Source organism: Mesorhizobium sp. M0011, assembly GCF_040324155.1.
Taxonomy (GTDB): domain Bacteria; phylum Pseudomonadota; class Alphaproteobacteria; order Rhizobiales; family Rhizobiaceae; genus Mesorhizobium.
The window spans coordinates 134,408-147,750 of sequence record NZ_JAMYVQ010000012.1; the positions used below are offsets into that span (position 1 = coordinate 134,408).

At 59.6% G+C, this 13,343-nt stretch carries 9 protein-coding genes; 3 read left to right on the forward strand and 6 right to left on the reverse strand.

What is annotated here, in order from left to right; genetic code table 11:
* Positions 1-197: 197 nt before the first annotated feature.
* Complete coding sequence (locus NKK51_RS15795; protein WP_023766636.1) at positions 198-1,613, reverse strand: mannose-1-phosphate guanylyltransferase/mannose-6-phosphate isomerase; 1,416 nt, start codon at positions 1,611-1,613, stop codon at positions 198-200.
* A gap of 240 nt (positions 1,614-1,853) precedes the next feature.
* A complete protein-coding gene (locus tag NKK51_RS15800; protein ID WP_352553813.1) occupies positions 1,854-2,840 on the reverse strand; it encodes a nodulation protein NodZ in 987 nt (328 codons plus the stop codon).
* A 967-nt stretch (positions 2,841-3,807) separates the two neighbouring features.
* On the opposite strand from NKK51_RS15800, the gene gmd reads away from it, so the two are divergent.
* The 3 genes from gmd to NKK51_RS15815 all read left to right on the forward strand — a co-directional run bounded on the left by gmd (position 3,808) and on the right by NKK51_RS15815 (position 7,595).
* Positions 3,808-4,878, forward strand: coding sequence for a GDP-mannose 4,6-dehydratase (gmd, locus tag NKK51_RS15805; RefSeq protein WP_023692482.1), 1,071 nt, complete (start codon positions 3,808-3,810; stop codon positions 4,876-4,878).
* Complete coding sequence (fcl, locus tag NKK51_RS15810; RefSeq protein WP_023689384.1) at positions 4,878-5,822, forward strand: GDP-L-fucose synthase; 945 nt, start codon at positions 4,878-4,880, stop codon at positions 5,820-5,822. The genes gmd and fcl overlap by 1 nt, the downstream gene beginning before the upstream one ends.
* Positions 5,823-6,173: 351 nt before the next feature.
* Complete coding sequence (locus NKK51_RS15815) at positions 6,174-7,595, forward strand: phosphomannomutase (protein WP_352553815.1); 1,422 nt, start codon at positions 6,174-6,176, stop codon at positions 7,593-7,595.
* A gap of 169 nt (positions 7,596-7,764) precedes the next feature.
* On the opposite strand, the gene NKK51_RS15820 is transcribed toward NKK51_RS15815, so the two are convergent.
* The 4 genes from NKK51_RS15820 to pdxR form a co-directional block, all read right to left on the reverse strand.
* Positions 7,765-10,161: a transketolase gene (locus NKK51_RS15820; protein ID WP_352553817.1), complete on the reverse strand. Its 2,397-nt coding sequence runs from the start codon at positions 10,159-10,161 to the stop codon at positions 7,765-7,767.
* A gap of 51 nt (positions 10,162-10,212) precedes the next feature.
* Positions 10,213-11,163 carry a PDR/VanB family oxidoreductase gene (locus tag NKK51_RS15825; RefSeq protein WP_352553819.1) on the reverse strand — a complete coding sequence of 317 codons (951 nt, stop codon included), beginning with the start codon at positions 11,161-11,163 and terminating at the stop codon, positions 10,213-10,215.
* A gap of 6 nt (positions 11,164-11,169) precedes the next feature.
* On the reverse strand, positions 11,170-11,661 hold the full coding sequence (locus tag NKK51_RS15830) for an MOSC domain-containing protein (RefSeq protein WP_352553836.1): 492 nt from the start codon (positions 11,659-11,661) through the stop codon (positions 11,170-11,172).
* Between the two features lie 159 nt (positions 11,662-11,820).
* Entirely contained in the window at positions 11,821-13,326 is a 1,506-nt protein-coding gene (gene pdxR / locus NKK51_RS15835) for a MocR-like pyridoxine biosynthesis transcription factor PdxR (protein ID WP_352553838.1), read from the reverse strand.
* Between the last annotated feature and the right edge of the window lie 17 nt (positions 13,327-13,343).

Consider the following 13,343-nt stretch of genomic DNA (forward strand, 5'->3'; position numbering starts at 1 on the left):
GATCTGAAGTCTTCGTTACCGCGGACGGCGCGCTGTCAAGCGCTCACCGATGTTTTCGACCACGATCGAGTGCCTGATGAGAGTGCGGGGCGGATACTGTGACACGCTCGGCCCGCTGCTTGTCAATGTCAGGCCCAGAACCCACGACAGAGATCCTTGAGCGACGGCTCGCCGTTTAACGTTTTTTGTACTGTTATCTACGTTCGACCATATTCGTCGTCGAAGCGAACGATATCATCCTCGGCGAGATAATCGCCGCTCTGCACTTCAATGATAACCAGGTCAATTCTGCCTGGGTTCTCGAGCCGATGCTTATGGCCGCAGGGGATGTAAGTAGATTCGTTTGTCCCCAGGAACAACTCCTGCTCGCCATTGACGATTTTGGCGGAGCCGCTGACCACGACCCAGTGCTCCGAACGATGATAGTGCATCTGCAGGCTCAACTGGCGACCGGGCTTCACCTCGATGCGTTTGATCTTGAAGCGCTCGCCTTCCTCCAGAACCGTATAGGTACCCCAGGGCCGGTGTACCGTGCTATGGACCAGATGAGCTTCATGTCCCGAAGCCTTGAGGCCCTCGAAGAGCTTCTTAACGTCCTGAACGCGGTCGCGGGATGTGACAAGCAAAGCGTCCGGGGAATCCACGATCACCAGATCGCTTACGCCCACCGTGCCGATGACGCGCTTGTCGGAGCTCACATAGGTGCCGGTCGTGTCGACCATGTGCACATCGCCGCGTATCCTGTTCCCGCTTTCGTCGGGGGCGATCAAATCGGCCATTGCGTTCCAAGATCCGATGTCGTTCCAATCCATGTCGCAGGGAATCACGGCAAGTCTGTTAGTCTTCTCCATGACAGCGTGGTCGAGCGAGATTCGCGGCGCGGAACCGAAATGCTCAGGCGCGAGTTCGATTTTGGCAAAGCCTTGGCATTGACTGGCGCGGCCGTTCTCATAGCTGTCGGCGACGGCCTGGAGCACCTCGGGACAATGCAAAACCATCTCGTCGAGCATGGTTTGCGCACTGAAGCAGAAGATGCCGGCGTTCCAGAAGAAGCGTTGAGACGCGACATAGGCTTTGGCTGTCTCCAGATCCGGTTTTTCAACGAAACGGACGACGTTCTCACCATCTGCTTCGATGTAGCCGAATGCGGTGTCCGGTCTGGTTGGGGTGACGCCCAATGTGGCGATCCGCCCGAGCTTCGCATGTTCCATGGCCAGGCCCATGACGTCTAGAAACGCAGGCAGGTTGCTAATCAGGTGATCGGCCGGGAAGACGCACAGGATCGCGTCAGGGCCTTGCGTTGCCCTCGCATGGATCGCGGCTGCAGCCACGGCGGCGGCCGTATCCCGAGCTTCGGGCTCGAGCAGAAAGGTGCGTGGCAGGACCACGGAATCCAGTTCGTCAAATTCGTCCTTGGTCAGGAAGAGGTGGTCCCCGGATGTCACAGCGACGAGTTCCACGACACCTTCTATCGAAGCGGCGCGCAGCACAGTCTGCTGAATGAGAGAATATCCATCCGCCACTTTGAGGAAAGGTTTGGGGTGCGATTGCCTTGAGGCGGGCCATAGCCGCGATCCGGCTCCGCCGCTGATGATCACGGGAATGACTTTCATAAACCAACCTCAATTTCGTCTCTGGAGTGATCGCCCGCGTTCTTTCGAGCGTCAGCGTCACGATCGCCGTCGCTCTGGCTTGTCTGCGGCCCCCGCGTAACAGCGAAGTTCTGGCGCGTTGCAGGCGGCGTTAGATGACGACGCTATCGGTAATGTACGACGCCTCCACTGGCGTCGGTGAGAAATGCGCATTCAACTATGCCTTTGGTTGCGTCTGCCGAATTGCGCAGGTGGCGGGTCTTAACTGAGATCAGAGACTTGGCTGCCTTCTATCAAAGTCAAACGACTTGGCTCTTTCAGATCGAATTCAATTACCCGTGGTGCGAAAAGGCGTGCATATCGTGTAAAGGCGCTCGTCGGGGGAAACCGAATTACGGTATCGCAGCGCCCGAGAAGATACATCTCAACGAGGGCGGAAATTCCGCCGTCAATCCCGAGTGCTGCAGTGTGTAAGGGGCCACCTTGATTGGATCCGAAGTGCTTCGGGACAGTGAGCAGATCGGGAAACCTGGCCGACAGAAGATCCAGTATCCGCGCGCTGTCCGTGCATAAGAACAGCCGCACAGGCCTGGGGTGCGGTAACGCCTTAGCCTTGTCAATTGCAGCGCACACTTGCCGAACGGCGAGCTCCGGATCGGCCCAGTAGGGCGCATGCTCCATGATGTCTTCACCGTTACCGTGCCGAACATGAATCCCGATGATGCTGTGCCCCTCAAAACATTCCTGATAAATGGCATCTATGCGGGCTTGAATTTCTGGCCGAGGCTTGACACTCTGGAACACCTGCCGCTCTGCATCCTCATCGCACCGCCACATCAGACAAGCGTCACACACTACTGTGTTCGCTTCGACATCGTGTTCGGCCTGAAAGAGCTCGCCCAACTCATCGCGCTCTTGGAAAATCTGCTCATCTGGCCGGTAAAGGCACTCGATCGCCGGCCTGTTCCACCACTCCGGGAAGAATGGACCAGGGAAGGAAACGTCGTTGATCCGGTCGTCGGAAATAGCCGGCACGCCAGCGATGTCATTGATCGGCTGGAAGAACACCGGAAACGCATTTGTGAAGGGTTGGTCGAGGTAGCAGGCCCCCCGCCAGTCGATGACTAGAGTTCGTCCCGACCGCTGCGCGTAGCGCCAAGCGGCCGCCAATGACCACAGACAATCACCGAACCCCGTACGCCTCCGAGAGACGACGAACCGGCGCTTTTCCAATCCACTAACATGCATTTTCGGAAATCTCGTTCAGAGAGGAGGTTGCCCGGTTTGGTATCCTTAGTCGACACGTAGACCCTGACGCGCTTGGCAGAGGCCGGGGCATAGGGCAGAAGAGCTCACTCAGCACTGCCCACTAATCCCGTGACGCTCGCACAGCTTGAAGCCGATGCCCTCGCTTCCGGTTCAGCCTTCTCTACTGGGCCTCCGCGGCATATGTAAAATCTATTGAGTGGATGCCGGCCATCCATGTGTTGGATGCCATGATGAAGGGGCTCGGCTGACGCGGGCCCGGCCAATAGAGCCGAAACAGCCGGGAAACGCTGCGACACGGCCTGCCGGAGCAAATCGTTCCGTCGACGCCATACGCCAAGGGTGCAAGCTGCATACAGCAACCGGTACCGGGCGAGATGAGGTCGACAGCTCGACGCGCCTGGAACCAGCTGATCGACAGAATCTGCAATCTGCTCCCAAAGTTCTGCACGACCTGTGCCGGATGCTGTGGTGAGGGCTCGCGGCCACGAACTTTGTCCTCGCCCCGAAACGGAAGCTCGCGCCTACGACTCCGGGCCGGCGATGCGCCCCCGCTGCTCGGCCAGACCATCCATTCTGTGGATGCACTTTATCCAAACAATCGATTTCACTGATCCAAACAATTCCCATTAGAAGACGCTGAAGCAAGAAAGAAAGGCGTCCTCACTCACTGATGGATGAGCAAATCAGCTGCAAGGTGCTGGGAGTACATGCGCTCACGGCGTGAGCTGAGCGGCACTCAGACCGCATGTACGAAGCCGACAGGTTAGCGGCGCAACTCTATTTTGCTGTGACTCCAAGCAAGAGGTGTGCTCGGCTGGCGGACTGTCAATGACGAGCTTCGCGCCGCATCTGTCGAAGTGCTCCATAGCGCACGGGGCTGGCCGCACATTGTGTCGGCGTGGCGAGCCGGAGCCGAAACTTTAAACTTTAATAGAGCAGGAATAGAATGGGCGATAGCAGAAAAGTTGCTCTTATTACGGGCATAACTGGACAGGATGGTGCCTATCTTGCCCGTCTTCTTCTCAAAAAAGGCTACATCGTTCATGGGATTAAGCGACGTTCCTCTTCCTTCAACACGGGTCGTATCGAAGACCTCTACCAAGACCCGCACGAATCCGATCCGCGCCTGATCTTGCATTACGGTGACCTCACTGATTCGACTAACCTCATCCGCGTGGTTCAGGAATCTCAGCCAGACGAAATTTACAACTTGGCTGCTCAGAGCCATGTGCAGGTGTCGTTCGAAACACCTGAGTACACAGCAAACGCGGACGGTATCGGTACATTGCGACTTCTTGAGGCGATTCGCCTCCTCGGTCTGACGGACAAGACCCGCTTCTATCAAGCCTCGACTTCGGAGCTATACGGCCTCGTGCAGTCCGTACCGCAGAACGAAACGACGCCCTTTTATCCGCGCAGCCCTTACGCCGCCGCCAAGCTCTACGCCTACTGGATGGTCGTCAATTATCGCGAGGGCTATGGTATGCACGCTTCCAACGGCATTCTTTTTAATCACGAAAGCCCCCTTCGTGGCGAAACTTTTGTGACGCGCAAGATCAGCCGCGCTGCCGCTGCTATCTACCTGGGCAAGCAGGACAAGCTTTATCTCGGCAATCTCGATGCTCAACGCGATTGGGGCCATGCGCGTGAGTACGTGCGAGGTATGTGGATGATGATACAGCAGGATCAACCGGATGATTACGTGCTGGCGACGGGCAAAACGACTCCTGTCCGCCAATTCGTCGAGTGGGCTTTCGAAGATATCGGCGTCGAGATCGAATGGCGTGGCAAGGGTGTCGGCGAAAAGGGCTATGATGTAGCGAGCGGCAGATGCCTAGTCCAAGTGGACCCACGCTACTTCCGCCCCACGGAAGTCGATCTTCTCCTGGGTGACGCTACCAAGGCGAAGGAGAAGCTCGGCTGGGTGCATGAGACATCCGTGCGCGAGCTTGCTGCGGAAATGGTACGCGAAGACCTGAAGGTCATGCAGACATCTGTAGTCATGAAGGAAGCGTAATGTATGATCTGAACGGAAAAACCGTGTGGGTCGCTGGCCACAAAGGTATGGTGGGCAGCGCTGTTGTACGCCGACTCGCGTCTGAAGACTGCAAAGTTGTGGCCGCCCCTCGGGGAGAGCTAGACCTCAAGCGACAGACCGAGGTTGAAAACTTCGTGGCAGTGATGAAACCGGACGCTATCATTATGGCGGCGGCAAAGGTAGGTGGTATTCTCGCGAACGCCACCTATCCGGTCGACTTTCTTTACGACAATCTGATGATCGAGGCCAATATCTTCGCGGCAGCCCACGAAAACAATGTCGACCGCGTCCTCTTCCTCGGCTCGTCTTGCATCTATCCGAAGATGGCACCACAGCCCATTCCTGAAAGCGCGCTTTTGACCGGGCCACTAGAGCGCACCAACGAATGCTACGCCGTCGCCAAGATCACGGGCATCAAAATGGCTCAAGCCTATCGCCAGCAATATGGCCGCGACTACATCTCCGCTATGCCGACGAATCTCTACGGGCCAGGCGACAATTATGACTTGCAGTCAAGCCACGTCATCCCAGCGCTGATCCGGAAAGCGCATGAAGCTAAGCTCATAAGTGATAAGCAAATCACCATCTGGGGCACGGGCACACCACGTCGGGAATTCATGCACGTCGACGACTGCGCCGACGCATTAGTCTTCCTTCTGAAGAACTACTCTGACCATGATCACGTCAATCTCGGCTGCGGACAGGACATCACGATCCTAGAGCTGACTAGAATGATCTGCCGTGTAGTCGGATTTACCGGGGAGATCGCGCATGATCACTCTAGACCTGACGGTACACCGCGAAAGCTGATGAGCGTCGACAAGCTGCGCACTTTGGGATGGGCAGCAAAGATCACTCTCATGGAAGGCATCGAGAGTGTCTATCATGCATTTCTGAACGGGAGCTACACCGAACGGCGATAGATAAGAGGATTTGCTGCGTCTCAGGCCTGTACGCGCTTTCGGGACCCAGAGCTAATGTAGTTGAGACAATCACTCGATGGCGATAGCGCTCATGTGAGCCAGCCGCGAGGAGCCCTGCCGGACCCGGACCCCATCCGCTCCAACCTCGTCGCCGTGGAGGTCACGGTGCGCTGCCCACGCCGACGCCGACTGCGTCAATCCTCACAAGGGTAACCGTCGATAACCGAACGCGTCTACGGTAACCGAATGTACTTCTTGTTCTCGTCCGAGGGATCTGTCGATGGGCATTCCGGACGAGCCAAAGTTTGAGCATGTTACCTTCAAAACCCGGTTAGCAACGTCGGATTTGGTATGAAATTCGGAACAAGTGGATTACGGGGCCTGGCGACAGAATTGGCAGGAGCCGCCTCTGCCCTATATGCAACGGCATTCGCGACATTCCTGCTGGAATCCGGCCTGGCCAGAATTGGCGACGAGATACTCATAGGGCGCGACTTTCGCGCCTCGAGTCCGGCCATCGCCGCCGTCTGTGCGGCGGCACTGTCCGCGCTCGGCTTCATCGTAGTCGATTGCGGCGCAGTCCCCACCCCTGCCCTGGCACTGTATGCTCAGGCGCGTAAGAGTGGTTGTTTGATGATCACAGGCTCGCACATTCCGGCCGACCGTAATGGAATAAAATTCTATCGACCCGACGGTGAGATCGACAAGGGTGATGAGCGGGAGATAACGCGCATCGCCTTGCAGTTGGAGAAGCGCGGATACGTCCTTGAAGGTGCTGTTGCACGTCGGCAGCACCGGGAGGCCGAATGCAAGGCCTTTTTCATGGCGCGCAATCGAAAGCTTATGGAGATTAATGCTCTAAAGGGCTTAACGGTGGGCGTATATCAGCACAGCACAGTCGCGCGCGATCTCTTGGTTGACATTCTCTCATATCACTGTGCGACGGTCGTAACCCTGGGACGTTCGGAAGGTTTCATTCCTGTCGACACTGAAGCGGTCTCTGACGAGACTGCTCAACAGTTCAAGCTCTGGGCCAAAGAGCATCGGCTTGATGCGGTCGTCTCGGCAGATGGCGATGGTGACCGCCCACTGGTAGCTGACGACCACGGAGACCCCCTTCGCGGTGATTTGTTAGGCCTGATTACGGCGAACTTCCTGCAAGCGAAGGCAGTCGTCACGCCGGTCACATCAAACTCTGGCATCGAGACCGCAGGTTCTTTTAAAGTCGTGCGTACCAAGGTTGGATCGCCATTTGTTATTGCTGCCATGCTCGATTTGGTTGCGTCGGGTCACGAGCGCGTGGTTGGTTTCGAAGCAAACGGTGGTTTGTTGACCGGCACGGACTTTGACCCGAACGGAACTAAACTGCCAGCGCTACCTACACGCGACAGTTTTCTCCCCATCCTCGCGGCACTTTCCCTTGTTAATACAAGTGGGCAGCCACTGTCGGAGATTGGCAGTTCCTTTCAATTGCCGGCGGCGGCGGCGGATCGCTTGGAAAATTTTTCCGTCGAAAGCAGCACTCGCCTCATGACATACCTTCGTACAGCGGAAACTAACATCGCCGCCTTCGTCGGGTCGATTGGAGTGGTAAGCAAGGTTAGCGATGTTGACGGGCTTCGTATCACTCTCGCGGATAAGCGTGTCTTGCATTTGCGTCCATCCGGAAATGCCCCGGAAATGCGGTGCTACGTCGAAGCCGAAAATCGGGAGGATGCGGAGCTTTTGCTCCGGACTGGATTGGATCGAATTCGTAATTGGGCGCAAGGCTAAATAAAAGCCGCCTCCCTGCGTATTCCCAGGTGACCCTGGGGGTCGCACAAGCTACTCAAGCGCGATCAGAACGTCCACAGTGTCCCGGCCCTGTCCGCTTTGAAGCGAGCCGGAACGCCCGTGGAAACAGCCGATCCGTACCAGCCACGGAGCATCCGGTCGCTCATGGTCAAGGCAGCGCCTTCCGGTAGCGAACAGCCGGTCCCGCACTGACCGCCTGCGCCGCATGTACGATGGCGTTGGTGTCCAGGCCGTGGTGACGGTATAGGTCCGCAATAGTCCCCGTCTGGCCGAACTGCTCGACCCCGAGCGCCTTCACGCGATGCCCGTTAACCCCACCGAGCCACGCGAGCGTCGCCGGGTGGCCGTCGATCACGGTGACGATGCCGCAGTCACGCGATAGCGGCGCGAGCAGCCGCTCGATATGACTCAGGGCGCCAATCGCGCCACGCTGCCGGCCACGTTCCGCCGCCTGCCAGCCCGCATTAAGCCGGTCCGCGGAGGTGATCGCGAGCAGCCCGACATCGCGCCGGTCCTCCGCCAGAAGACCCGTCGCGGCAATCGCCTCCGGCGCGACGACGCCTTGATAAGCAATGACGACACTCGCGTTGGGCCCAGGGGGACGCAGCCAATAGGCGCCATTGACGATGTCCCGCGCGAGCGCCGGGTTCATGTCGCGCAGCGGCTGCTCGAGCGGCCGGGTTGACAGGCGAAGATAGACCGATCCTCCGGTCTGATCACGCAGCCACGTCGTCTCATCCGGATCCCCCTCGCCATTACGTTGCATGTAATCGAAGGCAAAGCGCATGATCACGGACAGTTCGTCGACGAAGGCCGGTTCGAAGGCGCAAAGCCCATCCTGCGCCATGCCGATCAATGGGGTGCCGATCGACTGGTGTGCTCCGCCCTCGGGCGCTAGCGTCACGCCCGAGGGCGTTGCGACCAGCATGAAGCGCGCATCCTGATAGCAGGCGTAGTTTAGCTGGTCGGCCGATCGGTAGATGAAGGGATCATAGACTGTCCCGATCGGCAGCAGGCGCACGCCATTGATCGAGTGCGAGAGACCGAGTGCCCCAAGCATGATCATCAGGTTCGACTCGGCGATCCCGAGCTCGAGGTGCTGCCCCTTCGGCCCAAATTCCCAGGTAAAGGTCGACGGAATGCGTTCGGCCTTGAAGGTGTCCGCCATGGTCTCCCGGGCGAAAAGGCCGCGCCGGTTGACCCAGCCACCGAGATTGGTCGAGACCGTCACATCGGGCGAGGTGGTGACAATGCGGTCGGCAAGCAGACTGCGCTCGCGTGCGATGTCGTTCAGGATCTGGCCGAAGCCCATCTGGGTCGAGAGCGGCTTGCCGGGCTGCCCCGGTGACGGAAGGGTTTCAGGCACCGGCACCGACGGCGCAGACAGCCTCCTACGCCCCTCACTGAAGAACGGCGCCTTTGCGAAGAAGGCGTCAAGTTCCGCTTCCGGCAAGGTGGCGGCCGCCCATTTGTCCCACTCCTCACCCCGCTTTACGCCCATTTGCAGGCGGTAGTCTTCCATCTGCGTGGGCGTCATCTGCCCCGCGTGGTTGTCCTTGTGTCCGGCAAGCGGCAGACCGTAGCCCTTGATGGTGTAACAGATGAAGCAGACGGGACGGTCATGCCTGGACGCCGCCTCGAAGGCTTCGAGGAGGCTCGGCATGTCATGCCCGCCAAGGTTCGTCATCAACGCCTGCAACTCGTCGTCGGAGCGGCGTTCGATCAGAGTGGTGACCGGCCCTTGGTCTCCGATCTCGTCGAGCAGCCGCTTGCGCCAGGCAGCACCCCCTTGGAAGGTCAGCGCCGAATAGAGCTGGTTCGGACAGCGCTCTATCCACTCGAGCAGCTTCTCGCCCCCCGGCTCGGCAAAGGCAGCCTCTTGCAGAGCGCCGTGGCGCAGGACCATCACGTCCCAGCCGAAGTTGCGAAAAATCTGCTCGAAACGCTGCCAGAGGCCCTCCCGGATCACGGCGTCGAGCGACTGGCGATTGTAGTCGACCACCCACCAGCAGTTCCTGAGCCCGTGCTTCCAGCCTTCGATCAGGGCCTCGTAGATGTTGCCCTCATCCATCTCGGCGTCGCCGATCAGGCTGACCATTCGGCCCTCGGCACGCTCCTTCATCCAGCCGTGACCCGAGACGTAGTCCTGCACCAGCGACGAGAACAGCGTCTGAGCAACGCCGAGACCCACCGACCCGGTCGAGAAGTCGACATCGTCGACATCCTTCGTCCGCGAAGGGTAGCTCTGCGCGCCCTTGTAGCCGCGGAAGTTCATGAGCTTTTCGTGGGTCTGGTTGCCCGCCAGATACTGAAGTGCATGGAAGATCGGCGCCGCATGGGGTTTGACCGCCACCCGATCCTGCGGGCGCAGGACCGAACCGTAGAGCGCGGTCATGATGGTACTCAGCGACGCGGACGAGGCCTGATGCCCCCCGACCTTGATCTCATCGCCCTCGCGGACGTGGTTGGCGTGGTGGATCGTCCAGGCTGCGAGCCAGGAGACGCAGCGCTCGATCTCGTGCAGATATTCCAGTTTCCTCGTCATTCAGTTTCCCGCAAATCAGCTGCCGGTCTCACAGGACCCCCGCCCAAATGGTCAAAGATCGAGTTTCAACACACCTGTCGCGCGCGACACGCAGGGGATGAAGCGGTGGCCGCGTGCCTCCTTGGACAGGACGGCATCCCGATGGATCGGCTGTCCCGCCAGCATTGCGCATTCGCAGGTCCCGCACACCCCGTTCTCACACGAGGCCATCAACGGCACACCGGCCGCACGCAAGGCGGCCAGTGCCGTGGTCTCAGCCGAAACCTCAACCACCCTGCCCTCAGCCAGTTCTATGACGAATGGTTCCGGTGGCGCGCCATCAAACTCGGGAGGCTGGAAAGTTTCGAAATGAACAGTACCCTTGGGCCAGTGTTGAGCCGCGCGCCCCACAACCGCCATGAAGCCAGGCGGTCCGCAGTAGTATGTCTGCGCGTCGTCCGAACGGTTCGCCAGCAGCGCGGCGATGTTCTGCCGGGTCTGAGGCTCGTCGTCGAAATGGATCCGCACATTGCCGCCAGGAAGATCGCTCCCGATCGCCGCCAAGAGTGGCGTGAGCGCCCGGCTGCGGGTGAAATAGTGCAACTCGAAGGGCTTGGCCTGCCGGGTGAGCGCGCGCGCCATGGCCAGAATCGGGGTGATCCCGATTCCCCCTGCCAGCAGCAAAGTCGGCCCCTCGCCTGGCTTGAGCGCAAAATGGTTGCGTGGCGCGGAGACAGGCAGTGTGGAGCCGACGGCAATGGTTTCGTGGATCCACGCCGAGCCGCCACGGCCGTCATTCTCGCGCTTCACCGCGATGGTGTAGCGGCCAAGCTCGGTCGGGTCGCCGCAAAGTGAATACTGACGCACCTTCCCTTCAGGCAGATGGACGTCGACGTGAGAACCCGCTTCGAACGCCGGCAGCACAGGTTTGCGTGGGTGTTTCAGGTCGATGACCAGCACGTCGCCCGGCTCCTTGCGGGCGGCGGTCACGGTCAGCTTCATGATGATGCGCGGCGAGGCCATGGCGTTTCACTCGTCGATGGGCAAGATCAGATCACCGGGGCGGATCACGCCCCCGACCTCGATTGTGCAGTTCAGGCCGGAGCGGTTCAGAAGCCCCTCGTAGAGACCCGGAAGCCCGAGCAACTCCTCGATATACTTGCACGGCACATTCATCCGGGCGGCCCTGAGAATCGTTTCCCCGACCCGGAAGCGTTTGCCGACAAGATGGCTAAGCGGAACGCCTCGTGTCGTCAGATTGCGCCGGTGATCTTCGGGTGCGAGCTTGGCCTTGAAGCCCGGAATTCTGGGTTCGCCCTGCGCGATGGCGTCCAAGACTTCAGCTTCGATCAGCGTCACTTCGCGAACGTCAGGACGCTCGGAATAGGTCCCCGTCCCCAGGTAGTAGCGGTCTCCGACAATGCCTTGGCCGGCAATAAGCTGCGCCTGCGCCAGCTCCTCCATTTCATAGGAGGCGGCAGGCGCGATATGGACGTGAAGCAGCTTTCCTCGCCAGGTCATCATCGCTCTCGGAAATTCGTCTCGTGGAAACCTGCTGCATAACTGGCCTGATCAACAGCGCCAGTTGCATGGCATTTTCCCGGTCCAGTTGGCTGTTTGGAAAGAAATACGGGGGGCCCTCGGACCGTTTTCAGCGCCAGCTTTCGGCGTCGCCCCGTCTCAGTTGTTCCGCGCCGGCATCGCGTCTTGCACCTGCTTGACAACCTCTCGCAGGACCTCAACGCCCTTCCCGATCTGCCGAATGCTCAAGGCGGCATAGCCCATGACAAGTCCGACGCGATCGGTGCGGCCTTCGTCCGATGGCCGTTCGTAGAGCGGCGAGATCAAGTGTAGCCCCAGGCCAGCGTCGCGGGCGGATTCGACCAAGGCCGTTTCCCGCGATCGTGGCAGGTCATTGAACCAAACGGCGACGTGCAGTCCCGCATCAGCTCCCTGGACAGTGATGCGATCCCCGAAGCTGTGCTGCAAGGCACCCAACAACGTTTCCCGACGCTCGCCGTTCAGCCTGCGCACACGGCGCACATGGCTTTCGTAGCCGCCGCTCTCGATCAACGATGCCAGCGCTTCCTGTTCAGCGACCGGCGAATGCCGGTCTGCGAATTGTTTGGCGGTTGCGAAGACCTCCTGCAATTCGGGCGGGAGGACGAGGTAGCCGATGCGCAGCATCGGCGAGAGCGTTTTGGAGATCGTGCCGAGATAGATGACAGCCCCGTGGTCCTCGAGACTGTGCAGCGGAGGGACCGGATTGATGTCGTAGCGATATTCGCTGTCGTAGTCGTCCTCGATCACATAGGCGTTGTTGTGCCGCGCCCATTCCAGAAGCTGATGGCGGCGCGCGATCGGCATGACGCCGCCCAGCGGAAACTGATGCGACGGCGTCACATAAGCCAGTCGTGCTCCGATCCCCGCCAGCAACTCGGTCCTCATCCCGTCTTCGTCGACGATGACCGGGATGGGTGAAGCACCCGTACTGGCAAAGACCTGACGCGCCATCCTGTAGCACGGATCCTCGATGACGAAGCGGTCGGCGGGATCGAGAAGCAGGCGCGCGCACAGATCAAGGCCCTGCTGCGAACCGCTGACGATGATGATCTGGTCGAGGTCGCAGCTCAGGGTCCGGGCGCGCCAGAGATATCCCTGAAGCGCCTGGCGGAGCCGGCGCGAGCCGCGAGGATCGTCATAGGCAAGACGCAGCGGGCGCTGCCCCATCGCCTCGTTCATCGCGCGTTTCCAGACCAATGAAGGGAAATCCGACGGCGCCAGGTCGCCATAGCGGAACTCGACCTTCAGCCCAGTCGGCAGATAATCTGGCCAGGGTGACGTCGCGCGCAGCCGCTCGCCATATGCGGACAGGTGGATCGGGCCGACCCGTTGCGCGTGAGTGCGCCCCGTCCCATGGCCCATCAACGAAGACGCAACGCGAGGTCGTGCGCCTTGACGGACTTCGATGAAACCCTCCGCAGCCAGTTGCTCATAGGCGACCGTCACCGTGGTTCGCGAAACGCCGAGGTCATTTGCCAGGGCCCGGGAGGATGGCAACTGACTGCCGGTTTCGTAGACGCCGCCGAGGATTTGCTCGCGAAGGGCTTCGTATATCTGGCGTGCACCCATCGCGTGCGAGCGCGCTGCAGACCCGGCACTTGAAGACTGGACCATCTCTTTCATCGCCAACTGGATATTTC